The organism is Pseudophaeobacter flagellatus, from assembly GCF_021228235.1.
GTDB lineage: Bacteria > Pseudomonadota > Alphaproteobacteria > Rhodobacterales > Rhodobacteraceae > Pseudophaeobacter > Pseudophaeobacter flagellatus.
The window spans coordinates 145,914-168,291 of sequence record NZ_JAJQRG010000011.1 but is presented as its reverse complement, the minus strand read 5'-3'; the positions used below and the strand labels follow the sequence as shown (position 1 = coordinate 168,291).

General features: G+C 58.0%; 22 protein-coding genes and 2 pseudogenes. 14 read left to right on the top strand and 10 right to left on the bottom strand.

Going from position 1 to position 22,378, the window contains the following annotated elements:
* Positions 1 to 232: 232 nt before the first annotated feature.
* Positions 233 to 745 (bottom strand): RES family NAD+ phosphorylase, encoded by a 513-nt coding sequence (locus LRK71_RS18205; protein WP_232405387.1) that lies wholly within the window; start codon positions 743 to 745, stop codon positions 233 to 235.
* Positions 745 to 1,095, bottom strand: coding sequence for an MbcA/ParS/Xre antitoxin family protein (locus LRK71_RS18200; protein ID WP_232405386.1), 351 nt, complete (start codon positions 1,093 to 1,095; stop codon positions 745 to 747). Before LRK71_RS18200 ends, LRK71_RS18205 begins: the two co-directional genes overlap by 1 nt.
* 586 nt (positions 1,096 to 1,681) lie before the next feature.
* Here LRK71_RS18200 and LRK71_RS18195 point away from each other — a divergent pair.
* From LRK71_RS18195 to LRK71_RS18175, 5 genes are all read left to right on the top strand, one after another.
* Positions 1,682 to 2,356, top strand: a complete 675-nt coding sequence (locus LRK71_RS18195) for an acetyltransferase (protein ID WP_232405385.1) — start codon at positions 1,682 to 1,684, stop codon at positions 2,354 to 2,356.
* Between the two features lies 1 nt (position 2,357).
* A complete protein-coding gene (locus LRK71_RS18190; RefSeq protein ID WP_232405384.1) occupies positions 2,358 to 3,287 on the top strand; it encodes a hypothetical protein in 930 nt (309 codons plus the stop codon).
* Positions 3,288 to 3,298: 11 nt separating this feature from the next.
* Entirely contained in the window at positions 3,299 to 4,231 is a 933-nt protein-coding gene (locus LRK71_RS18185) for a GNAT family N-acetyltransferase (protein ID WP_232405383.1), read from the top strand.
* 165 nt (positions 4,232 to 4,396) lie between these two features.
* Complete coding sequence (locus tag LRK71_RS18180; protein ID WP_232405382.1) at positions 4,397 to 4,657, top strand: helix-turn-helix domain-containing protein; 261 nt, start codon at positions 4,397 to 4,399, stop codon at positions 4,655 to 4,657.
* A gap of 74 nt (positions 4,658 to 4,731) precedes the next feature.
* The gene (locus LRK71_RS18175) at positions 4,732 to 6,459 is read left to right on the top strand and encodes a SulP family inorganic anion transporter (RefSeq protein WP_232405381.1); all 1,728 of its coding nucleotides are present in this window, start codon (positions 4,732 to 4,734) and stop codon (positions 6,457 to 6,459) included.
* Between the two features lie 210 nt (positions 6,460 to 6,669).
* On the opposite strand, the gene nagA is transcribed toward LRK71_RS18175, so the two are convergent.
* Genes nagA through LRK71_RS18155 form a run of 4 tightly spaced genes read right to left on the bottom strand, consistent with a single transcriptional unit; the run spans position 6,670 to position 10,511 of the window.
* On the bottom strand, positions 6,670 to 7,824 hold the full coding sequence (gene nagA, locus LRK71_RS18170; RefSeq protein WP_232405380.1) for an N-acetylglucosamine-6-phosphate deacetylase: 1,155 nt from the start codon (positions 7,822 to 7,824) through the stop codon (positions 6,670 to 6,672).
* Positions 7,821 to 8,849, bottom strand: coding sequence for an SIS domain-containing protein (locus tag LRK71_RS18165; protein WP_232405379.1), 1,029 nt, complete (start codon positions 8,847 to 8,849; stop codon positions 7,821 to 7,823). Before LRK71_RS18165 ends, nagA begins: the two co-directional genes overlap by 4 nt.
* A gap of 10 nt (positions 8,850 to 8,859) precedes the next feature.
* Positions 8,860 to 9,618 (bottom strand): GntR family transcriptional regulator, encoded by a 759-nt coding sequence (locus tag LRK71_RS18160; protein ID WP_232405378.1) that lies wholly within the window; start codon positions 9,616 to 9,618, stop codon positions 8,860 to 8,862.
* On the bottom strand, positions 9,615 to 10,511 hold the full coding sequence (locus LRK71_RS18155; RefSeq protein ID WP_232405377.1) for a glucosamine kinase nucleotide-binding domain-containing protein: 897 nt from the start codon (positions 10,509 to 10,511) through the stop codon (positions 9,615 to 9,617). Before LRK71_RS18155 ends, LRK71_RS18160 begins: the two co-directional genes overlap by 4 nt.
* A gap of 145 nt (positions 10,512 to 10,656) precedes the next feature.
* Here LRK71_RS18155 and LRK71_RS18150 point away from each other — a divergent pair, with 145 nt between their 5' ends.
* From LRK71_RS18150 to LRK71_RS18125, 6 genes are all read left to right on the top strand, one after another.
* The gene (locus tag LRK71_RS18150) at positions 10,657 to 11,553 is read left to right on the top strand and encodes an N-acetylmuramic acid 6-phosphate etherase (RefSeq protein WP_232405376.1); all 897 of its coding nucleotides are present in this window, start codon (positions 10,657 to 10,659) and stop codon (positions 11,551 to 11,553) included.
* Positions 11,554 to 11,583: 30 nt separating this feature from the next.
* Positions 11,584 to 12,837, top strand: a complete 1,254-nt coding sequence (locus LRK71_RS18145; protein ID WP_232405375.1) for an ABC transporter substrate-binding protein — start codon at positions 11,584 to 11,586, stop codon at positions 12,835 to 12,837.
* Between the two features lie 84 nt (positions 12,838 to 12,921).
* Positions 12,922 to 13,848 carry a carbohydrate ABC transporter permease gene (locus tag LRK71_RS18140; RefSeq protein WP_232405374.1) on the top strand — a complete coding sequence of 309 codons (927 nt, stop codon included), beginning with the start codon at positions 12,922 to 12,924 and terminating at the stop codon, positions 13,846 to 13,848.
* 11 nt (positions 13,849 to 13,859) lie between these two features.
* Positions 13,860 to 14,699, top strand: coding sequence for a carbohydrate ABC transporter permease (locus LRK71_RS18135; RefSeq protein ID WP_232405373.1), 840 nt, complete (start codon positions 13,860 to 13,862; stop codon positions 14,697 to 14,699).
* Positions 14,696 to 15,721, top strand: a complete 1,026-nt coding sequence (locus tag LRK71_RS18130; RefSeq protein WP_232405372.1) for a Gfo/Idh/MocA family protein — start codon at positions 14,696 to 14,698, stop codon at positions 15,719 to 15,721. The genes LRK71_RS18135 and LRK71_RS18130 overlap by 4 nt, the downstream gene beginning before the upstream one ends.
* Positions 15,718 to 16,725, top strand: a complete 1,008-nt coding sequence (locus LRK71_RS18125; protein ID WP_232405371.1) for an ABC transporter ATP-binding protein — start codon at positions 15,718 to 15,720, stop codon at positions 16,723 to 16,725. Before LRK71_RS18130 ends, LRK71_RS18125 begins: the two co-directional genes overlap by 4 nt.
* 17 nt (positions 16,726 to 16,742) lie before the next feature.
* Here the strand turns inward: LRK71_RS18125 and LRK71_RS18120 are convergent, their stop codons facing one another.
* Positions 16,743 to 17,573, bottom strand: a complete 831-nt coding sequence (locus LRK71_RS18120; RefSeq protein ID WP_232405370.1) for a LysR family transcriptional regulator — start codon at positions 17,571 to 17,573, stop codon at positions 16,743 to 16,745.
* Positions 17,574 to 17,670: 97 nt separating this feature from the next.
* On the opposite strand from LRK71_RS18120, the gene LRK71_RS18115 reads away from it, so the two are divergent.
* Positions 17,671 to 18,096, top strand: coding sequence for a hypothetical protein (locus tag LRK71_RS18115; protein ID WP_232405369.1), 426 nt, complete (start codon positions 17,671 to 17,673; stop codon positions 18,094 to 18,096).
* 47 nt (positions 18,097 to 18,143) lie between these two features.
* On the opposite strand, the pseudogene LRK71_RS18110 reads toward LRK71_RS18115, so the two are convergent.
* The 3 genes and pseudogenes from LRK71_RS18110 to LRK71_RS18100 all read right to left on the bottom strand — a co-directional run.
* Positions 18,144 to 18,998: pseudogene (locus tag LRK71_RS18110) on the bottom strand (FGGY family carbohydrate kinase).
* A gap of 66 nt (positions 18,999 to 19,064) precedes the next feature.
* Entirely contained in the window at positions 19,065 to 19,274 is a 210-nt protein-coding gene (locus tag LRK71_RS18105; RefSeq protein WP_232405368.1) for a hypothetical protein, read from the bottom strand.
* A 216-nt stretch (positions 19,275 to 19,490) separates the two neighbouring features.
* Positions 19,491 to 19,856 (bottom strand): annotated as a pseudogene (locus tag LRK71_RS18100) (ABC transporter permease); the annotation flags it as partial.
* A 584-nt stretch (positions 19,857 to 20,440) separates the two neighbouring features.
* Between LRK71_RS18100 and LRK71_RS18095 the strand changes: the two are divergent.
* Both LRK71_RS18095 and hpaE read left to right on the top strand, forming a co-directional pair.
* Positions 20,441 to 20,845 carry a 5-carboxymethyl-2-hydroxymuconate Delta-isomerase gene (locus LRK71_RS18095; RefSeq protein WP_232405367.1) on the top strand — a complete coding sequence of 135 codons (405 nt, stop codon included), beginning with the start codon at positions 20,441 to 20,443 and terminating at the stop codon, positions 20,843 to 20,845.
* Positions 20,842 to 22,350 carry a 5-carboxymethyl-2-hydroxymuconate semialdehyde dehydrogenase gene (hpaE, locus tag LRK71_RS18090; protein ID WP_232405366.1) on the top strand — a complete coding sequence of 503 codons (1,509 nt, stop codon included), beginning with the start codon at positions 20,842 to 20,844 and terminating at the stop codon, positions 22,348 to 22,350. The genes LRK71_RS18095 and hpaE overlap by 4 nt, the downstream gene beginning before the upstream one ends.
* Positions 22,351 to 22,378: the final 28 nt, after the last annotated feature.

Genomic DNA, 22,378 nt, shown 5'->3' with positions numbered 1-22,378 from the left:
TCGATCAAGCCTCAGTTGTCTTTGATGATGGGTTGTGCTGATTTTACTGCATTGGCGGCGCGGGACGCATATTTTGCCCCGGCCGGGGATCTTTTTCTGCAGGGGGCACAAGGATCTGCGGAGTAAGAAGTCAACCGGATTGCCATTCAGATCAGCGGGCTGGACTGCAACTTCAACTTTCATAGCTCGCTTTTCGAAAGGCATAGAGCTTAGATACCTGCGCCGAATGTCTTTACATCTTTGACAAACGGTCCTCGTCGTCCACCACGTTGAGGGTGCAGCCAGCGCCACTCCACCGCCATAAGACGAGGTTGAAGTCAGTTGCAGTAGCACCTTTTGCGAAACTCCGGATCAGCAGACCTGCAAACCGATCATGGATCAGGCGTGCGGCGAAATCCTGTGTGGGCACATCTTGCCCACCGAGCATTCTGGTGCGCCACGCCGGGTCAGCGAGCATGCGCTCAGATATACCCTGTTGTTCCAGCCCTCTTGTATCGCGGGTATCAAAGATCGGACCAAGATCGGCGGCGTAGGAAACCAGGATCGTTGGTTGCAAACTTCCCACCTGATTGGCTTCGCGCAGTGCCCCCGCTGGATCAAGCGCGGTATAGAGCGCCGGCACCCCCCTGGCATTGACGCGTCCGCCATACAACTCCGCGCCGCGGCCCGATAAGGGCGCGCGGGCGTAAATCGGGTTCAGAGCGCGGTAAAGTGGCCCGACAAAGCGACCGTCCTTCAAAGGCATCAGGCGAAGACACCGGCGTCAACTGCATCGATATATTCTAGAACCTGCTGTGCTTTGCCTTCCTGTACGAGTTGCATGGCGGTTCGGCCATCAAAGCCGGGCAGGGGCTCTGACCGGTACCAGGCATAGGCCATGAGTTCTGAGCCAAACCGCGGTTCGACCTTGTTGAGCACCTCGACCAATTCGCGCAGGCGGCGTTGTGTCTTGTCCGAGCTGATGCGCGTGCGCCGTTGTAGGGCGTCCTTTCCCAAACCGACCGTCAGGGCAATTTCCTCTGCCGAGGTGCGCAGCGCTGCCGCGATCTTTCGCGGCTCAAACTGTCCACCTTCAGCGAAGTTTGCGATATGCATAACAGGCCTCCTTCCGGCTATTTTGACAATATATAGCGTCATAATTACTGAGTATCAAGCTTAAAAGCAGATCTCCCCGTTGACCGTTCTGATGAGAAATACTGACAATGCGCGATTGCTGGAAAATACGGCTGTTGGGATTTTGTAGAGGTCTGCCTGCGTCATCTGAAATCTTGAGTGAGATAATATACAAATATCTGGACGGGTAATTCCGGTTGACGTGTCGGTGCTGTGATTTGAGCTGAACGGAGAAACATTATGCTCAGAACCGCGAGCGTGTTGACCGGATCGATCCTGACAGTCGCAACACAGGTCGGACTTTGGGGCGTGTCTGGACGATCTTTCCAGAAAGGCGGCGGGTGATCCTGACACCCAGATCACCCAGCTCCCCCAGGAAAATTTGGGAGAAGGCACCGAGGATGGCTATTTCGACAAAGTCAGTTTGCCCCTGGCATCAGTAATTGTGGGCAAGTCGACAACGTGGTAATCCTGCCCTGGCATGGATTTGAGGCTCGCTTCTGTTCTGCTATGAACCTACCCAGTTTCCATCTGGAAACGAAACCGCACTCAGCCCGTTAAGGTAATTATGGCTCAGAATTTGCTTATTGTAGGCGCCGGAGAATTTGCCGACATCGCCTATGAGTATTTCACTGTGGACAGTCCCTATACCGTCATCGGTTTTGCTGTCGACCGGGAGTTTCTGGACGAGACCCCGAAATTCGGCCTGCCAGTTGTCGCATTGGACGAAGCCGCACAACATTTTGATCCGGCCTCGACGCATGCCCATGTGGCGGTCACATCGACCAAGCTGAACCGGGTGCGGTCCGAGTTGATGGAAAAAACCCGCGCCGAGGGATATGATCTCGCCAATTTTATCAGCCCGCGCGCCATGGTCTGGCGCACTGCCAGCTTGGGTGAAAACGTCTTTATCTTTGAAAACAACGTGGTTCAGCATGGTGTGACCATCGAAGACGGATGCGTGCTCTGGTCCGGCAACCATATCGGCCACCAAACCCGGATTGGCGCGCATTGTTTCCTGTCGTCCCATGTGGTGATTTCGGGCTTTTGCACCATCGGGGCGCGCAGCTTCATCGGGGTTAATGCCACCTTTGCCGATAACGTCACTATCGGCGAAGACTGCGTTGTTGGCATGGCTTCGGCGGTCAACAAGAGCTTTGGCGATCCTGGGTTGATCCTGAATGGCAACCCTGCCGAGCCATCCCGAGTGTCATCCTATCGTTATTACAGGATAAAACCATAAAATGGGCTGGGAAAAAAAGGGGCTGATCTACTGCCCTGACGGCAGTCGCGGCTGGTCGCGCCATTCTTTCATGACACCCAGTCCCTGGCAGCGTGATGCAGATACGATCCGCCTGTTTGGCGGCATGCGTGACGACGCTGGCATTAGCCGGATCGGGTGGATAGATCTGGACGCGAGAGACCCGTCGCAGGTTAAGGCGATCTCCAAGAAACCCGTTCTGGATCTGGGCTCGCCCGGTATGTTCGACGATAATGGACTAATCCTGGGTGATGTCTTGGAGGTCTCGGAGACGGAACTCAGGCTCTATTACGTCGGTTTTCAGCTTGTTGAGAAGGCCAAGTTCCTGGCCTTCAGCGGCGTTGCCATAAGCCGTGACAGGGGAGAGAGCTTTGAAAGGGTGCAGAAGACACCGATCATCGATCGCTGCCCGGAAGGCCCGTTCATCGGGGCACTGCATTCAATCGCCCGGCTGCCTGACGGGACATATCGCGCTTGGATTTCGCGCGGGCAGGGCTGGGAAGAGATCGAAGACAAGCTCTTTCCGCGTTATGATTGCTGGACGATGACCAGCCCGGACGGCATCCGTTTTGACAACAGCACCGCCCAGCCGATCATTTCACCGGCCTCGCAAGAATACCGTATCGGCCGCCCCCGGGCCAACCAGCGCCCTGACGGCACATGGGAGCTGCGTGCAACCTCGGACACCCGGGCCAAGCAATATGCCAGCTTTCGATTTTCCTCACTGGATGGGGTGAGCTTCACCCGTACCGATGACGAAGAACTGCCACGCGGGCCTGCCGGAAGCTGGGATAGCGAAATGACCTGTTACCCCGCCCATCTTGAGACTACCGACGGCAGGAACCTGCTGTTTTACAACGGTAATGACATGGGGCGTACCGGTGTGGGCTATGCCGAATGGGTGGAAGGGTGAATTCTGCACCGATGATCCGACCTTATTCCCCGGCGGATGCCGAGGCCTGGAACAAATTTGTGCAAGGGGCGGCCAACGCAACGTTCCTGCATGACCGCGGCTTCATGGATTACCATGCGGACCGGTTCGTGGATCATTCCCTGATCATCGAAGACAACGATAAGATCCTTGCCCTATTGCCAGCCAATCAGGCCGGTGATGCGCTGGTTTCGCATGGTGGGCTGACCTATGGCGGGCTACTAGTGCCCCCCCGGCTGCCGGCCGCTACCATAGTCGGGATTGTGGAGGTCCTGCGGACGTACTTGGCGGATCAGGGCCTGCGCAGCCTTGTCTACAAGCCCAGTCCCCACATTTTTCACACCCAGCCCTCTGAGGCTGATCTGTATGCGCTGATCAATGCGGGTGCCAGGCAGGTACGCGCTGATCTCGGCACAGCCATCCCGCTTCAACGCCGCCAGCCCTTCAGTGGCGGGCGCAAGGACGGGATCCGGAAAGCACGCAAAGCAGGCCTGATCGCGCGCGAAGCTTATGACTTTACGCGCTTCTGGGGCATTCTGACCGAGGTCCTGGGATCACGTCATGACGCCGCCCCGACCCATAGCCTTGATGAAATGACCCTGCTGGCAGAGCGTTTCCCTGACCAGATCCGCCTGTTTGGCACGTTTGACGGCGACACCATGCTTGCCGGCATGATCCTGTTCGATTGTGGGCGCACGGTTCATGCCCAATATATCGCTGCCGCCCTTGAGGGCAGGAATTCAGGTGCGCTGGATCTATTGGTCCACCACCTGTTGGCAGAGGTTTTTGCCAAGCGTGACTGGTTCAGCTTCGGCATATCCACCACAGATGCAGGGCGCGAGTTGAACCTGGGCCTGTCGCGTCAAAAAGAAATGTTCGGAGGGCACAGCGTGATATTCAGCCAATATCAATGGGATATAGCATAACCAACAGAGCTAGGCGTGGGTCCAACGATCACATCCATGGCAAGCTTCGGAACCGGCGCGCCCGTCTTTGTATCGTCACTGCTTTTGGGTAGTACTCAAGAGTGATGTTTGACATATCAACTTACATATAATAGTTTTGCATTATCTCATTCAGGATAAGTGTTGATGATCACCGGCCCCCAGATGCGCGCGGCGCGTGCCCTTCTTGGCATTGACCAGAAAGCCTTGGCTGAACTGGCGGGGCTGTCCGTGCCGACAATCCAGCGCATGGAGGCCAGCAGCGGCAATGTCCGTGGCGTCGTGGACAGCCTGATCAAGGTGATCGCGGCACTTGAACATGCTGGCGTCGAACTCATTGGAGAAGGCTCTGCCAGCACTGCCGGCGGTCGCGGAGCGCGTCTCAAGGGGGCGCCGCCCGAACACTGATCCTTCAACCTGCGACGGCGACCGCCGACATCAAGCCGACGATCCCGCCGTAACCCTCCAAGGTGCGGCCACAGATGACAGACCAGACCACCAAGCAAAGCGGCGCTCCGAACTTCGCCGAGCTCTTCACACCAAAGCTCGTCACGGTCCTGCGCGAGGGCTACGGTCCAACGCAGCTGCGCGCGGACGTGATCGCCGGGCTGACCGTCGCCATTGTCGCGCTGCCGCTGTCGATGGCCATTGCTATCGCGTCCGGCGCGACCCCGGCGCAAAGGCTCTACACCGCCATCGTCGGTGGCTTCTTTGTTTCACTGCTCGGCGGATCACGCTTCCAGATTGGCGGCCCAGCCGGGGCCTTCATCGTGCTGGTCGCCGCCACCGTGGCCCAGCACGGAATGGAAGGGCTGATCCTCGCGACTTTCCTGTCGGGGCTAATGATGACAGCCAGCGGCTTGCTGCGGCTGGGGACCTTCATCAAGTTCATTCCCTTTCCGGTGACTGTTGGATTCACCGCCGGGGTCGCGGTCATCATTTTCGCCAGCCAGATCAAAGAGTTGTTTGGTCTGACGCTCGAACATGAACCAGGAGAGATGCTGGCAAAGATTCCCGCGCTGTGGGACGCCCGGTCAAGCCTGACGCCAGATGCGCTTGGCATTTCCGTCGCGACGGTGGCTGGCATTCTTGGTTTGCGGCGCTGGCGCCCGCATTGGCCATCCATGCTGATCGCCGTCGGCCTAGCCGCCGCAGCAGCGACATTACTCGCGCTGCCGGTGCAGACCATCGGCACCAAATTCGGTGGCATTCCCTCGTCGCTTCCGATGCCGCGCCTGCCATCGCTCTCTTTGGACACCATCCTCGCAGTTCTGCCCTCTGCCCTCTCCTTCACCTTGCTGGGCGCCATCGAGTCGCTTCTGTCTGCTGTTGTCGCCGATGGCATGACCGGTCGACGGCATCGCTCAAACTGCGAGCTTGTGGCACAGGGCGCGGCCAATATTGGATCTTCGCTGTTCGGCGGCTTCTGTGTAACCGGCACCATCGCGCGCACCGCGACCAATGTCCGGGCCGGGGCGCATGGCCCGGTTTCGGGCATGCTACACGCCGTATTTCTGCTCCTGTTCATGCTCTTCGCCGCGCCGCTTGCCTCCTACATCCCACTGGCCGCACTCGCCGGGGTTCTGGCCGTTGTTGCGTGGAACATGATCGAGAAACCAGCCATCACAATCTTGGTTCGCTCCGGCTGGGGAGAGGCGACGGTATTGGGCGCTACCTTCTTCCTGACCATCTTCCGCGATCTGACCGAGGCCATCGTCGTTGGCTTCGCGCTCGGCTCTGTCCTATTCATTCAACGCATGAGCCGGACAACCGGTGTTGCGACGGACGGTGCCTTCGTCTGTCGAGACGAGGCCGACACCGCCCACCCGCGCGGAGACTACTCTGAACAGAAAACCGCGAACCCCGACGTGGTGATCTACCGGATCACCGGTGTGCTGTTCTTCGGCGCGGCCGGCTCTATCGGCTCTGTGCTTGACCGTATCCAGGACATACATAAGGCGATGGTCATCGACTTCTCATCCGTGCCCTTCCTCGACTCGACCGGTGCCAACATGATCGAAGACCTTGCACGCAAAGCCCAGAAGCAGGGTGTCGCGTTCTGGCTTACCGGGGCGACCCACGACATCCAACGTGTACTCGTGACCCACGGCCTGAAGCGTCCGCTGGTTTACTATGCCGCTACGGTCGACGAAGCCCTGGCGTTGTTGCGCAAGAACGCCACCACGGATCAGGCGGCAGCCTATGCCTGAGCCCGGTTGCGAAACACGTCCCCGACGCATCGCCTGAACGGCCCATCCGATGAGGCATCGAGAATACAAACCCAGACCCCGCGCAGGATATAACCAGCCATCGTCGGTTCAAATCTAAAGCCTTCTGCCATAAACCTGAAACACGGGTTTGTGGCGCAAGACCCTCACCATTAAAAGGTCATGTCGCGCCCCCTGCCTAACCGGGGCCGGTTAGTTCACAGGTTGGTGTTCTGCAAGAACTGCGGGATCTGAAAATGGGGTTTCAAAATACAGCACCGAGCGCGAGCTATTGGTAATACGGCCCAAACCGGTCCCATTGGGAAGCAGAGAAGCAGGCGTGGATGTCGCGCGCGCAACAGCCTGTCTGCGATCGTCCTGCACCTCATCAACCATAACCGAGAGCGCACGGGACAGCTCCAGGTCGGCACCGGCAAGCGTACCATTTGCCAGGGTCAGACGGTGGTTTTTGCGAAAGACCTCTCGACCGTTGAGCAAGAAACGATCAATCGACGACCCCGCTGTCGCCATAGCATCGGTGACCAGGAAGATCCTGTCTGATTGCGGTTTTGCGCGCAGCGCAATGCGGATGACGGCGGGGTGTACATGAATGGCGTCGGCAATCAAACCTGCGTAGATATCGCCTCGCTCCAGGGTCGCGCCAACCAGGCCTGGTTCGCGATTTCCCAGCTGACTCATGGCATTGAACAAATGCGTGACGCATTTTGCCCCGGCATCAAAGGCGGCATGGCAGGTGGCGCTATCGGCCTCTGTATGCCCCAGGGACACCACGATACCCGCATCTGACATCGCCTTAATCTGCGCTGGAGTGGTGTTTTCTGGGGCGACCGTCACCATGACATTTGGTATCCGATCCGCGGCGCTCAGCATCAAGGCCAGGTCCTCTTCGCCCATCGGGCGGATCAGCTGTGCATCATGGGCGCCCTTGCGGGCCACAGACAAATGTGGCCCTTCCAGGTGAATACCGATGATACCCTCTAGCTTTTCGGCCAAGGCCTGCTCGACAGCATCGATTGCCGCCCGGGTGCGCTCTGGGGTGTCAGTGATCAGGGTTGGCAACAAGGCCTGCGTCCCCGTGAAGGCATGCGCCCGAGCAATGGTACGCAGGGCCGCGACCGATTGATCATCATTAAACATGACACCCCCACCGCCATTGACCTGCAAATCAACAAATCCAGGCGTGATCAAACCACCGTTCAGCCGCTCAACAGGGTGGCCCGGCGCCAGGCCATGAAGCGGTAGAATGCGCAGGCCGCCATCTTCGCCGCGCACAAGCGCGTGTTCGCTATGCAGATCTACCCCATCGTGGATCTGTGCCCCCACATAGGCTTTGGCAAGGCCGTTCATACCGTTTCTGTCACTTTCTTGAGATGTCTTGGCGCGTCAGGGTTGATGCCCCGCCCGGCGGCCGTTCTTTCAACCATCGCATAAAAGCTGGCAATCAGGCAGATCGGATCGGTCAGCGGGTGACCCGTGCGGACGGCAGGCAACCTATTGGCCTGAATTGCTTTTTCACTGGTTGCAAAAACCGTGGCACCCTTGGCCGCGATTTCATCCGCAACCCCGGCCAGCGCGCTTTCGGCTTCGTCCTCGGCGGCCAGCGCAATCACCGGAAAGCCACTGTCCACAATGGAAACAGGGCCGTGCAGCACCTCGGCTGAGGAGTAGGATTCTGCATGGATCTGACAGGTTTCCTTGAATTTGAGCGCCGCCTCATTAGAAATCGCATAGGCTGGCCCACGGCCCAGACAAAAAATGGAGTTGCGCGCGCCAAGCGCAGTCCGCGCCTCTGGCCAGTCGATGTTGACTGCCTTCTCCAACTTGCTGGGCAGGTCCATGATTGCAGCCCGAAGCGCGTCGTCCTCGGCCCATTCCGCCTGCATCCAGATGCCGGCCACGGCCGAGTTCACAAATGTTTTGGTCGCCGCGACACTAATTTCCGGCCCGGCATGCAGGTTCAGGCAGTGATCGGCCACCTGCGCCAACGGACTGTCGGTGTGGTTTGTCATTGCAATGGAGAGTGCGCCGCCCTGCTGCGCCATCCGCGCCATTTCCACGATATCCGGGCTTTTGCCGGATTGTGACACCGACAGGCAGACACTGCCTGCCAGGTTCAATTTACGCTTATAGATCGAGGCAATTGAGGGCCCCAGCGATGCAATCGGCGTGCCTGTCAGCAGTTCGGAGGTATATTTCAGATAGGTTGCAACGTGATCGGACGACCCCCGCGCGACGGTTACCATATAGCTGGGATTTCGGGCGCGAATGGCCTTGGCAGCTCTGCGGATATCGTCGCCGCCAAGGTGCAGCAGCCGGTCAACCGCGCGGGGTATCTCAAGAATTTCCCGGCGCATCTGTGTCTGAGTGTTCATCTGTGCAACCCTATTCTTTGGCAAGACGGAGTTCGGCCACGAAGTTGTAGGCATCCCCGCGATATATGGAGTGGGTGAATTCGACGGTACGGCCATCCGCCAGATAAGATGTGCGCTCAATCCGCAGTCCGGCCTTTCCCGGTGCAACCTGCAGCAGTCCTGCGTCGTCCTCTTCCAGGTTGATGGCAGAGATTTTCTGCAGGGCCCGCACAGGTCTAAAGCCAGCCGCGCCCAGGACCTCATATAAAGAGGTTCCAACCAGCAGCGGGTTTGGCAGCATCTGGGTCGAGAGCGACGCACGTTCAATCGCCATGGGCTTGCCGTCAGCGATCCTGAGCCGGGCAATACGCGCCACCGAGTCATCCGGGGATAGCGCCAGGGTCAGAACCTCGTCCGGCGAGGGCATGTAGATACCGCGTTCAAGCCAGGTACTGGTAGAGGTCATCCCGCGTCGCGACATATCCTCGCTGAAGGAGGTCAGCCGCGACAAGGACTGTTCGATTTGTGGCGCATCCGAGGCCACAAATGAGCCCGAACCCTGCTTTTGTATAATGATGCCATCTGCCGCCAGGGCTTGGATAGCCTTGCGAACGGTTACCCGTGACAGTTCTGTCAGGGCAGCGATTTCACGTTCCGGGGGTAGGGGGCTGCCAGCTTTCAAGACACCCTGATCAACACCCTCTTTCAGGCGCTGGCGCAACTGGACATAACGCGGCCCAGCATCCGGTTGCAGCCAGTTGTCCGGTGTCAGGAAAGTGGCAATACTCATCTTGCGTCCTCCGACAGGGTCACCTGGCTTGCTTTGGCCAATTGGAAAGCACCATCCAGAGCGCTGCCCTTGGCGCTGATCAGGCCGGACGCCACCGGCTCTGGCAAAAACGCCGCATAGTGGGGGCCTAGCCCACCAGTCAGACACAGCCTGTCGCCGGACTGATAGCCAAGGGTACCAAGGCAGCGCATCAAATAGGTGGCTCCTTTGTCAACGACACGCCGCCCCCAGACATCCCCCGCCTGCGCAGAGGCCATGATATCAGGGGCGAAGGTGGCAAAATCACCCGGTTTGGCGGCCAGACTGAAGGTCACGATGGCATTTGGATCGTTGTCAAATCTTGCAAAGATCTTGCAGGTCAGATCGGTGTGGGCGGACAATCCGTCATGGCACAGCAGGACCTGCGCCAGGGCGGCGCGGCCCAACCAAGCCCCCGATGCCTGGTCAGACACCTGAAATCCCCAGCCGCCAATATATGAAAACACACCTGATTGGCTGGCGGCGGCAATTGTTCCGGTCCCAACAGAAAGCAGATACCCATTCTGATTGCCCAGGGCACCGGTGATGGCTGTTGGCCGGTCATCTGTTACCTTGCAATCTTTGAATGGTAACGCAGCGGCAACCTGTGCGGCAGTTTCTGGCCCCAACACGCCCGCGATGCCGATATGCGCGGTCGCAGTCTCTAGCGCGGCAATCGGAATGCCCGCGCCTTCAGCCGCCAGGCGCACCGTGGCAATGATATTTTTCACAGCCAGCGCAAAATCCGACGTAGCATTGGCGCGGCCGCCCTCGGCCCGTGCAAGCACCCCGCCATCAGCAGTGCCGATGGCGGCGCGACATCCGGTGCCGCCACCATCAACGCCAATCAGAATTTTGTGCTTCGAGTCAGACATGCAATACCTATATAATACCTATAAACGGAAATATAGGCCAAATATGCCATTTTTGGTGAAATTGGCCTTAACTTTGGCCTTTTTGCAAATAGACAGTAGACAAAAGGTATCTAAAAGGTATTAGATTGGGCGGGAGGGGATTCTCATGCTGCAACCAACGACCGAGCAACTGATACAGAGCGACGCGATTGATGCGCAATCCGTGCCCCTGGCCGCTGCAGCACTGCTAGAAACGCAGTCCGCGGCTATCGCGGCGGTACAGGGCGTGATCGCAGAGATTGATCGCGGCGCGCAGGTCATGGCTGCTGCAATCCGATCTGGTCAATCTCTAACCTATGCGGCGGCCGGTAGTTCCGGGCTGATGGCCCTGGCTGATGCTTGTGAATTGCCCGGCACCTTTGGTATTCCAGCGCATTGTGTTCACATACATATGGCGGGAGGCGTCCCCACTACGGGGCAGATGCCGGGCGACACCGAAGATGACACTGGCGCTGCTGACATCGCCCTGCGCGACGTGACGCCAGGGGATGTGGTCATCGCTCTCAGCGCCAGCGGCACAACCCCCTATGCCCTGGCGCTTGCCAAATCCGGGAAAGCGAATGGTGCCAGCGTCATCGCCATCGCGAACAATCCCGGAACGCCGCTGCTAGAGATGGCCGATGTCCCTATCTGCGTTGCAACACCACCAGAGGTGATTGCCGGATCAACCCGTCTCGCGGCTGGAACTGGGCAAAAGGTGGCCCTGAATCTGATGTCTTCTTTGATGGGGATAAAGCTGGGTCATGTCTATCAAGGCATGATGGTCAATGTCGTGGCTGACAACGCCAAACTGATTAAGCGCGCCATCGGCATCGTGCGCCATATTGCTGATGTATCCGCACCTGTGGCCAAGGCCGCTCTGGCGCAGACGCGGGGCAATCCAAAGGCCGCCATTCTGGTAGCAAAGGGCAGCAGTCCCCTCGTCGCTCAGACCCTGCTGGAACGCCACGACGGCCACCTGGGCCCCTGTCTCAAGGCGCTGGAAAAAAACAAGAATACATAAGCAAGACAAAACAAAAATAGGGAGAAGACCATGAGAAAGACGACTGTAATCGCAACCATGCTGGCCTCGACGATCCTCGCGGGAACGGCGACTGCCGAGGATGTGACGCTGACCATCGAAAGCTGGCGCAACGACGATCTGGCAATCTGGCAGAATGACATCATCCCCGCCTTTGAGGCGGCGCACCCTGGGATCAAGCTCAAGTTTACCCCCTCGGCCCCGGCCGAGTACAATGCGGTGTTGAATTCCAAGCTGGACGCCGGCTCTGCCGGTGACATCATCACCTGTCGCCCCTTTGATGCCTCGCAAGCGCTGTATGAGGCGGGTCATCTTGCAGAGATCAGTGATCTGGATGGCATGGCAAATTTCTCACCTGTGGCCAAATCAGGCTGGAGCACCGACGACGCGACCGTGCAATACTGCGTGCCAATGGCCAGCGTGATCCACGGCTTTATCTACAATAAAGAAGCCTTTGCCGAAGTCGGTGTAGAGGTCCCCGAGACCGAAGCTGAATTCTTTGCGGTTTTGGAAAAAATCAAGGAAGACGGCAACTATATCCCGATGGCGATGGGCACCAACGACCAGTGGGAAGCCGCCACCATGGGCTATAACAACATCGGCCCGAACTACTGGAAAGGCGAAGAAGGCCGCCTGGCCCTGATCGCCGGAGAGCAGAAACTGACGGATGAGGCCTGGATTGCGCCCTATCGCCAGCTTGCCAAATGGGCGCCCTATCTAGGGGATGGCTATGAGGCGCAGACCTATCCAGACAGCCAGAACATCTTCACCCTGGGCCGCGCGGCGATCTATCCTGCCGGCTCTTGGGAAGTGTCCGGCTTCAACGGGCTGGCGGATTTTGAGATGGGGGCATTTTATCCACCGGTCCAGAAGGCCGGTGACACCTGCTACATCTCGGATCACACCGATATTGGCATCGGCATGAACGCGGCCACGCCCAATGCCGAGGCGGCAAAGACTTTCCTGAACTGGGTTGCCTCTTCTGAGTTTTCGACCATCTTTGCCAACGCGTTGCCGGGATTCTTCCCGCTGTCTTCGGCACCTGTCACAGTCGAAGACCCATTGGCCGAGGAATTCATTTCCTGGCGCGGGGAATGCGAGAGCTCGATCCGCTCTACCTATCAGATCCTGTCGCGTGGCACGCCGAACCTTGAAAACGACACATGGAATGCATCTGTGGCTGTGCTCAAAGGCGAAGAAACCCCGCAAGCGGCAGGCCAACGCCTGCAAGAGGGTCTTGCCAGTTGGTATGCGCCACAGCAGTAACCCCAACCGCCCCTGACACCCGAATGTCGCCCCGTTGGGGCGGCATTCCTCGCCCCTTTTCCAGCTTAGCGGTAGGATGTTATGATGCCGGAACAGCAGACCAAAGCAAAATTCAGATGGCATATTGTCGTATTTCTGGCGCCTGCGGTGATGGTTTATACCGCTGTCATGATCTACCCCCTGTTCAACACCCTGCGCCTGTCACTGTTCACAGAGGTGGATCAATCCCGCGTCTTTGTTGGGTTGGAAAATTTTCGCACCCTGTTTGGCAATACCCTCTGGTCCACCCAATTCTGGAACGCGCTGGGAAATAATTTCTGGTTCTTCCTGGTGCATATGCTGGTGCAAAACCCCATTGGCGTGGCCCTTGCCGCGATCCTGAGCCACCCAAAACTGCGCTTTGCCGGCTTTTACCGTTCCGCCATCTTCATTCCCACCATTCTCAGCTTTGTTATCGTCGGTTTCGCCTGGAAGCTCATCCTCTCGCCAATCTGGGGCATTGCACCGGGGCTGCTGGATGCGGTTGGCCTGAAATCGCTTTATGCGCCCTGGCTTGGCAAAGAAGCCTATGCGCTGACCACCCTGTCGCTGGTGTCGGTCTGGCAGTTCGTCGGCATCCCGATGATGTTGATCTATGCGGCACTTCTGTCGATTCCTGATGAAATCCTAGAGGCGGCAGAAGTGGATGGCGTCACCGGGTTTGCGGCCTTCTGGAAGATCAAGCTGCCACTGATCCTGCCCTCTATCGGGATTATTTCGATTCTGACATTTGTGGCAAATTTCAATGCGTTTGATCTGATCTACGCGGCGCAGGGCGCGCTGGCCGGACCGGATTTCTCGACTGATATTCTGGGCACATTCATGTATCGCACCTTCTTTGGCTTTCAGCTGCAACTGGGCGATCCGCATATGGGGTCGACCATCGCATCCGCGATGTTTGCCATCATCCTGATTGGCGTGTGTCTGTACCTGTTTGGTATTCAGTCGCGCATGCGCCGCTATCAGTTCTGAAGGAGAGCGCGATGAATGTTGCCCGTCAAAACCGCCTGAACAGCCTAGCCGCGCATGGGGCCTTGATCCTTTATACCGTGATCGCGTTGTTCCCGGTATTTGTGATCGTTATCAACAGCTTCAAAACACGCAAGGCGATCTTTCGTGAACCCTTAGCGCTGCCAGATGCAGAGAGCTTTTCGCTGATTGGCTATGAAACCGTGCTGAAACAAGGGGATTTCTTCCTCTATTTCCAGAATTCAATGATCGTCACGGTGGGATCCTTGTTCTTTATTCTGCTGTTTGGTGCCATGGCAGCCTTTGCCCTGGCGGAATACCGGTTCAAGGGCAACACGCTGATGGGGCTTTATCTGGCCCTCGGCATCATGATCCCCATTCGCATTGGCACCGTCGCCATTCTGGAAATGATGGTGCAGACCGGGCTGGTCAACACGCTATGGGCGCTTATCCTAGTCTATACCGCGCAGGGGCTGCCGCTGGCGGTATTCATCCTATCGGAATTCATGCGCCAGGTGAGTGACGATCTGAAGAACGCCGGCCGCATCGACGGATTGTCCGAATACCGGATCTTCTTTCGCCTAGTGCTGCCCCTGGTGCGCCCCGCCATGGCAACGGTTGCCGTGTTCAACATGATCCCGATCTGGAACGATCTGTGGTTCCCGCTGATCCTGGCCCCATCCGAAGAAGTAAAGACTCTGACCCTGGGCAGCCAGGTCTTTATTGGCCAGTTTGTCACCGACTGGAACGCCGTGCTTTCGGCCCTGTCACTGGCCATTCTGCCGGTCATGGCGCTCTACGTTGTATTCTCGCGGCAGCTGATCCGGGGCATCACATCAGGAGCAGTCAAATGAGGGTTATTGTTGCAGGGCTTGGCAATATGGGGCGGAGCCATGCGCTGGCCTATCACGCCCACCCCGAGGCCGAGATCGTCGGGCTGGTAAACCGCTCTGATGTTGATCTACCGCCCGAACTGGCGAAGTATCCGCGGTTCAAAACCTTTGAGGAAGGGCTGGCGCAAAAGCCCGATCTGGTCTGCGTTGCCACTTATTCCGACAGCCACGCCAATTATGCCGTCGCCGCGATGGAGGCAGGCGCGCATGTGTTTATCGAAAAGCCGCTGGCGACCAGTGTGGCAGATGCACAGCGGGTGGTGGCAACAGCCCGGCGACTGAACCGCAAACTTGTCGTCGGCTATATCCTGCGCCACCATCCCAGCTGGCAACGCCTCGTCGCCGAAGCCCGCGATCTTGGCGGGCCATATGTGTTTCGCATGAATCTGAACCAGCAATCCGATGGCCCCACCTGGGACACCCATAAATCCCTGATGCAGACCACCAGCCCGCTGGTCGATTGTGGCGTGCACTATCTGGATGTGATGTGCCAGATTACCGATGCGGCCCCCCTGCGCGTCAGTGGCATGGGCCTGCGCCTGTCGGATGAAATCGCACCGGATATGTATAACTACGGGCAATTGCAGGTCTGGTTCAAAGATGGCTCTGTCGGCTGGTACGAGGCGGGCTGGGGCCCGATGATGTCGGAAACCGCGTTTTTTGTAAAAGACGTGATTTCCCCCAGCGGCGCGGTTTCCATCACCGAAGACAACAAAGGCGCCTCTGATGATGTGGATGGCCACACCCGGGTTGGCGGCATTCTGGTGCATCGCCCCTCTGGCGATACGTTGATCGAAATGCCGGATGAGCCGGGCCATCAACAGCTGTGCAACGCCGAGCAGACCTTCATGATCAAGGCTATCACCCAGGACATCGACCTGACACGCCACCAGAGCGACGCAGTGCAATCGCTGAAAATTTGCCTGGCCGCCGACCAAAGCATCCGAACCGGACGCCCCGTAGACCTAGGAGAGACCCAATGACAGCGCTGACCCTTACCAATCTTTGCAAGTCGTTTGGCTCGGTAGAGGTATTGAAAGACATCAACCTGACCGTTGAAGACGGCGAATTCGTGGTCTTCGTCGGCCCCTCAGGCTGTGGTAAATCCACCCTGTTGCGGGTGATTGCGGGGCTTGAGGACGCCAGTTCAGGCACTGTTGAGATCGGCGGCAGCATCGTCAACTCTGTGCCACCGGCCAAGCGCGGCATTGCCATGGTTTTTCAGTCCTACGCGCTCTATCCGCATCTGAGCGTACGCGACAACATGGCGCTGGGGCTCAAGCAGGAAAACCAGCCAAAATCCGTGATCGCTGAAAGGGTTGGCAAAGCCATCGAAATGCTAGATCTGGGCGCCTATGTGGATCGCCAGCCCGCTGACCTGTCCGGCGGGCAACGTCAACGGGTGGCGATCGGTCGTGCCATTGTCCGCGAACCAAAGCTGTTCCTGTTTGATGAACCCCTGTCGAATCTTGATGCCGCATTGCGGATGAACACACGCATCGAGATCGCAGAATTGCACCGCACCCTCAGCGCCTCGATGATCTATGTGACCCATGATCAAACCGAGGCCATGACCCTTGCCGACAAAATCGTGGTTTTGCGGGATGGCCGGGTCGAACAGGTCGGATCGCCGATGGATCTGTATAATAACCCCGCCAATCAGTTTGTTGCCGGATTCCTAGGCTCGCCAGCGATGAATTTCCTGAAAAAGGTGCCGTTGAATATCCCGGAAGATGGGGCCCTGGGCCTGCGCCCCGAACATCTGCGCCCGACCAAAGGCGGGCGGATCAAGGGGGCCGTGACCCATGTTGAACGCCTGGGCGGCGACACCAACCTGCTGGTCACCACCGAGGGGCAAGAGGCTCTTACCGTGCGCATTTTTGGTCAGGACGATACACGCGTCGGCGCCGAGATTGAGCTCGATTTTGACGATTCTACCGCCTTCCTTTTCGACGCCCAGCAACAGCGGGTTCCTTACGCGATCTAAACGGCGCATCTGGGTGATCAGGACAGGGGGTTCGTATCCGCCAGTTGCTTGGCCAGAGTGCTGGCAAAAACCGATTTTCGATGCGAAATTCCAAGGCGGCGGCTGGGTTTTTCCGGGTGGACAAATGGGCGAAGGATAATGTCCTCTCGCCCCTCACCATGTGAGCACGGCACCAAAGCGATGCCAAGGCCCGCCGCCACCAGATCCAGTAGTTGCGCATCATTCATCGCCTGCGCCGCCGGCCCCGGGCTGGCCCCGTTATTCGCCCCCGCATCAAGGCGATCAGCATCTGGACAATAGGGCCGATGAATCAACGCCTGATCGACAATATCCTCTAGACGCAAACCCGCTGCACGGGCCAGCGGGTGAAATCGTCCAAGCGCGACGCAAAAGGGCTCTTCCGTCAGCAGCACAAAACCATGGCCGGTCGGCACGCAGGCCTCGGACAAGAAGGCCAAGTCACTGCCAAGCGGATCATCGGTGAAGGCAAAAGTCAGATCGGGGGATTTCCAGCGTAGGGCATTCAACCCAGGCGCAAAGCTCTGCAGCAGAACATCCGGGGCACAGTGGATGCGCACCCGTTGCTGAGCCTGGGTCTGCAGACGCTGATCCAGGCTCGACAGGTGGGCCACGCTTTCCACCGTGTCATGATACAGCCGGATCGCCAGCGGCGTTGGCTGCAAACCTGATTTGGCACGCAAAAACAACGGCGCCCCCAAACGCTGTTCCAGTTTCTGAATCGCCGCCGAGACCGTCGGCTGGCTCACCTCATTGGCGCGAGCCGCCTGACTAAAGGTTCCAGTTTCAAAGGCGCCAGCAAAGTAGCGCAATGTGGTGAGTTCTATCATAGTCAATGCCTATATCACATATAGAAGTCATAGCAATTAACTTTGCATGAGACGGCTGGCATATCGGCGGGGTCAACCCTTGAAAAGGACTTCAGCGATGACTGCTACAGCAACAAGTGAAACAGTGGTAAACCCTGGTGACACCGTAATTGATCAGGTGATTGCAAAATTCTGCGCCGGCGATATGACACTTTTTGACGATATGGCCGATGACATCGATTTTCGTATCGACCATTACCGCGATGCCGATACCGACGTCAGCTGGCAACAGGCTGACACCAAAACCGCCCTGATGGGGCTGTTTGCACGGCTGGGAGAAGAGATTTTCCCCCAGGGAACACGGGCATTAGAGGTCCAAACTTCGGCCCTTGGTGCCGGCTGGCATCTGACTCGGTTTCAGCAGCAATTCTTCTATGGTCAGCGTCAACGCGAGGTCAGATCGTTGACCTATATTATCTCGCATGAGGCCGAGAGGCTGTTGGATTATTTCCGCGAAACCGTGACCACAATTGAAAACATCTGATTGGTGGCCAATAGATCACCGGCCATTCCCGGTCGGGTGATCTGGCCCTATGTGCAGCTGCTATTCCAGCCATCTTTATAGGCGAGATAGCGCTGCGCATAAGCTTCAGCGCGGTCTGCATTGCCCCGGTAGCAGGCCTGGACCTGTGGTGCGGCCAGTACGGCACTGGCCGGTTGCTCGGGTGTGCTGGCCTGGATCGCCAGCCCGCAGGCGGTCGCCGCATTATCGCCGCCGCCACCCGCCACGGTGACAGATCCAACGCCCCATTCGGTGGCCAGTGCTGACCGCAGCCTGCCTGCCGCCGCGCTGCCTTCAACCAACCGGGCATATGATCGCGGCTCAGCCCGCCGGGCCACATCCAGCCAGAGCGTCCCCGCTGCATCGGACATGTCCGAGACGTGCTCTCCCTTCAGCCAAAGCGTGATAAAATCCTTTGGCAGCAAAATCTTCCATGTTTTTTTAAATATCTGAGGCTCGTTGTTTGCGACCCAGCGTAGTTTCGGCGCGGTAAAGCCGGCCATAACGAGATTGCCACCAATGCCGCGAAAATCGGAGCGCGCGTCCAGTTCACCACATTCGATGCCGGCGCGGCCATCGCTCCATAAGATGGCCGCGCGCAGGGGCTGATGATCCTTATCCAGCAGGGTCGCGCCATGCATCTGCCAGACACGGCAATGCGACGTAGCGCGACAAAATCAGTTGCCGCAGCGGCCCGCAGCGGCCCGCAGCGGATCAATGACGCTCTGACAAGTAGCAATCCAGGCCAAGGGGTCCCGCTCACTCCATAGCAGGGCAGGGCGGTCGACCTTTAGCGCGCTATGGCCTTCGGCCAGGACGGTCTGGTCTTCGTTGATCAGCAGCGCTTTGACACCCGAAGGGTCCAAATCCAGGCCAAGATACATCACAATGGCCCATCCAGTAGAAATTGGCTGGCCATCCACCTGCGGCAGATGGCCAGGAAAGCGCCCTTAAAACGGGCTGTCAGGATGGTAGAAATCCATTGCGTTTTTCTGCGTCACCAGAACCGAGCCAATAACAAAAGACCCCGACACAGTCGCATTGGACGTCAGGCCAACAGCCGTGAGTTCGATTGCGGTGGCAATCATCGAGGGCGGGTAGGTTACATTCGCAGGCATCATCTTGTCCCCATCTGCGGTGCGCTTGATCATTTCCTTCATGTCGGCGCCCGCCGCAGATCGAACTGGATATCTTTGCGCCCGGCGCCTCGATCGCGGCGAGAACGCCAATGGCCATGTCATCATCCGAGGCCCAGCCATGCGTTGCTGCGGGAATAGACACACCGATAACTTTGACCTCTGTTTCATCTGCGACGGCGGCGGTTCCGACGACCGTAGCCAATGCCAATGCCAATGCAGCGAATGATTTGGTACATTTCATCTTTGCTCCTGCCATGAAGCGTGCTTGAAGAGGCTGTAATTTGCCGTCTTGCCTACGCGCTGCAGGATCACAGCAAGAATGATGATGACACCCTGGATCGCACCGTTGATATAGGGCGACACAAAAGCCGTCAGGTTCAGAATGTTGCCAATCTGGCTAAGGATCAGAACGCCGATCACAGTGCCCCAGACCCGGCCAAACCCACCTTTCAGTACGGTGCCGCCGATAATGACGGCGGCGATGGCTTCCAACTCCCACAGCACCCCGGTGGACGAAGAAGCAGAGCCAAGCCGCGGCACATACATGATGGTGGCGACGCCAACCAGGACGCCAAGACCCGCATAGGCGATCAGCCGGGTGCGCTTGTTGACCACAGGATCAGCTGTCGCATAGCTCACGTCGGCGGCCTGCGCCACGTCGCTTTAGGTTGGACTTTCCATGTTTCCTCCCACCCGGCACTTTGACTGCGCCGTGCTCTCCTGCCTCTAGCAAAGACATGAAAATGATAGGCGCCAATCATTGTTTTGGCAGTAGCGTTCTTTCCAAGTGGCGACACCTGCCATTTCCCCAGAGAAAAGGCAGGTGCCATAAGCCGCAGCAACCGCCCCCGGTTCCGATGGCATTTCTGGAACCACGCCGAGCGAAAGGATGCGCTGCCAGTCAAGGGGACCTGCAGGAAAAGACCCGAGGAACAGCAGTGAACAGTGCTGGAAACCGCCTGCGAGTCATCTAACGCAGGAAAATTTTTCCGGTCATTCGTGCGGCAAATTCCGGAATATGTCGCTGTATTGTCTACGACAATTTCCCATCCACCAGGCTCAATCGCTAAGCTGCTGACAGGGCTGGTTGCGTAAATTCATTGCACAAAGTTTATTTGCTATGTTAAGTAATAGCGACACCCAAGGTCGACTCATCCTTCCCCTACCGCCCCGAGGAAACACCGCCCATGCCTCACTTTCAGATCGAATATTCGCCCAATCTCGAACAGGTCGTGGACATCGCTGGCCTCTGCGCCCAGATCCGCGCAACAGCGGTGAAGATTGACACCTTCCCCATGCCCGGCGTGCGGGTCAGAGCGGTGCGGGTTGATCACTATGCTATTGCCGATGGCGATCCGAAACATGGGTTCATTGATATATCGATCCGCCTGCGCGCTGGCCGCAGCCCGACAGAAAAGCAAGCGGCCACCCAACGCATATTCACGACCGCCAGCACCTATCTCGCAGCGGCAATGGCAGATCACTCCATCGCGCTCTCGCTGGAAATGCGTGACATCGACCCTGAATACTCCCCCAAAACCGGCTCCATTCGGGCCCATCTGGCCCCACCCCCACAGGAGGATAATGCATGACTGTGTTGACCCAAAACATCGAGAAACTGAACGGGTTTCTGGTCCGGTTCAAAGAAAATGGCATCCAGAACCGCATCGCGGGCCAGGACTGCGCAGGCGCTGCCGGAGTTTTCCAGAGCCACTCTCCAGTGGACAAAAGCGTGATCTGCGACGTTGCGCGCGGTGATGCCACGGATATAGACGCCGCCGCCGCCGCCGCCGCCGCCGCCTTTGCTGCTTGGCGGGACATGCCGACGGTGGAACGCAAACAGATCCTGCTACGTATTGCCGACGGGATCGAAACCCGCGCCGAAGAAATTGCTCTGTGCGAATGCTGGGACACCGGCCAGACCCTGCGCTTCATGTCAAAGGCCGCCCTGCGCGGGGCCGAGAATTTTCGCTATTTTGCCGATCAAGTGGTGCAAGCACGCGATGGCCAACACCTGCAATCGCCCACCTTGATGAATATCACCACCCGCAAACCCATCGGCCCGGTTGGCGTCATCACCCCCTGGAACACCCCCTTCATGCTGTCCACCTGGAAAATCGCCCCAGCCCTCGCAGCGGGGTGCACCGTGGTCCACAAACCCGCCGAAGACAGCCCGCTGACCGCCCGCCTCCTGGTTGAAATCGCCGAAGAGGCTGGCCTGCCGCCCGGCGTGCTCAACACCGTCAACGGCTATGGCCACGACGCAGGCAAACGCCTGACCGAACACCCGGCGATCAAGGCCATCGCCTTCGTCGGCGAGAGCCGCACCGGGGCCGCCATCAGCAAACAGGGTGCCGATACACTCAAGCGCATGCACTTGGAACTGGGCGGTAAAAACCCGGTCATCGTCTTTGATGATGCTGATCTGGACCGGGCCCTGGATGCGGTGATCTTCATGATCTATTCCATCAATGGCGAACGCTGCACCTCCTCCTCGCGCCTGCTGGTGCAGGATACAATCCGCGAAGAGTTCGAAGCCAGGCTGGTTGAGCGTGTCAATGCCATCAAGGTTGGCCACCCGCTGGATCCCACCAGCGAAATTGGTCCTTTGATCAGCGAAGAGCACTACACCAAAGTGACCTCCTATTTTGACATCGCAACACAAGACGGCGCCACCATCGCCGCTGGCGGAACCAAACTGGGCAATGTCGGCTATTTCATCCGTCCCACCCTCTTCACCAATGCCAACAACAAGATGCGCATCGCCCAGGAAGAAATCTTTGGCCCAGTACTCACCTCGATCCCCTTCAGCACTGAAGAAGAGGCGCTGAACCTCGCCAATGACACCCAGTATGGCCTCACCGGCTACCTCTGGACCAATGATCTGACCCGCGCCCTACGCGTCACCGATCAGCTCGACGCTGGCATGATCTGGGTGAACTCGGAAAACGTCCGCCACCTGCCCACCCCCTTTGGCGGGGTCAAGGCCAGCGGCATCGGTCGCGATGGTGGCGACTGGAGCTTTGACTTCTACATGGAGCAAAAACACATCGGCTTTGCCACCGGCCAGCATAAAATCACCCGCCTGGGCGCATAGGCCCCTCTGTCTGCACCCGGCTTCATCT

Coding starts and splice junctions, on each gene's coding strand:
- LRK71_RS18205 (WP_232405387.1), bottom strand. CDS start 745: ATGCCTTTGAAGGACGGTCGCTTTGTCGGGCCACTTTACCGCGCTCTG.
- LRK71_RS18200 (WP_232405386.1), bottom strand. CDS start 1,095: ATGCATATCGCAAACTTCGCTGAAGGTGGACAGTTTGAGCCGCGAAAG.
- LRK71_RS18195 (WP_232405385.1), top strand. CDS start 1,682: ATGGCTCAGAATTTGCTTATTGTAGGCGCCGGAGAATTTGCCGACATC.
- LRK71_RS18190 (WP_232405384.1), top strand. CDS start 2,358: ATGGGCTGGGAAAAAAAGGGGCTGATCTACTGCCCTGACGGCAGTCGC.
- LRK71_RS18185 (WP_232405383.1), top strand. CDS start 3,299: ATGATCCGACCTTATTCCCCGGCGGATGCCGAGGCCTGGAACAAATTT.
- LRK71_RS18180 (WP_232405382.1), top strand. CDS start 4,397: ATGATCACCGGCCCCCAGATGCGCGCGGCGCGTGCCCTTCTTGGCATT.
- LRK71_RS18175 (WP_232405381.1), top strand. CDS start 4,732: ATGACAGACCAGACCACCAAGCAAAGCGGCGCTCCGAACTTCGCCGAG.
- nagA (WP_232405380.1), bottom strand. CDS start 7,824: ATGAACGGCCTTGCCAAAGCCTATGTGGGGGCACAGATCCACGATGGG.
- LRK71_RS18165 (WP_232405379.1), bottom strand. CDS start 8,849: ATGAACACTCAGACACAGATGCGCCGGGAAATTCTTGAGATACCCCGC.
- LRK71_RS18160 (WP_232405378.1), bottom strand. CDS start 9,618: ATGAGTATTGCCACTTTCCTGACACCGGACAACTGGCTGCAACCGGAT.
- LRK71_RS18155 (WP_232405377.1), bottom strand. CDS start 10,511: ATGTCTGACTCGAAGCACAAAATTCTGATTGGCGTTGATGGTGGCGGC.
- LRK71_RS18150 (WP_232405376.1), top strand. CDS start 10,657: ATGCTGCAACCAACGACCGAGCAACTGATACAGAGCGACGCGATTGAT.
- LRK71_RS18145 (WP_232405375.1), top strand. CDS start 11,584: ATGAGAAAGACGACTGTAATCGCAACCATGCTGGCCTCGACGATCCTC.
- LRK71_RS18140 (WP_232405374.1), top strand. CDS start 12,922: ATGCCGGAACAGCAGACCAAAGCAAAATTCAGATGGCATATTGTCGTA.
- LRK71_RS18135 (WP_232405373.1), top strand. CDS start 13,860: ATGAATGTTGCCCGTCAAAACCGCCTGAACAGCCTAGCCGCGCATGGG.
- LRK71_RS18130 (WP_232405372.1), top strand. CDS start 14,696: ATGAGGGTTATTGTTGCAGGGCTTGGCAATATGGGGCGGAGCCATGCG.
- LRK71_RS18125 (WP_232405371.1), top strand. CDS start 15,718: ATGACAGCGCTGACCCTTACCAATCTTTGCAAGTCGTTTGGCTCGGTA.
- LRK71_RS18120 (WP_232405370.1), bottom strand. CDS start 17,573: ATGATAGAACTCACCACATTGCGCTACTTTGCTGGCGCCTTTGAAACT.
- LRK71_RS18115 (WP_232405369.1), top strand. CDS start 17,671: ATGACTGCTACAGCAACAAGTGAAACAGTGGTAAACCCTGGTGACACC.
- LRK71_RS18105 (WP_232405368.1), bottom strand. CDS start 19,274: ATGAAGGAAATGATCAAGCGCACCGCAGATGGGGACAAGATGATGCCT.
- LRK71_RS18095 (WP_232405367.1), top strand. CDS start 20,441: ATGCCTCACTTTCAGATCGAATATTCGCCCAATCTCGAACAGGTCGTG.
- hpaE (WP_232405366.1), top strand. CDS start 20,842: ATGACTGTGTTGACCCAAAACATCGAGAAACTGAACGGGTTTCTGGTC.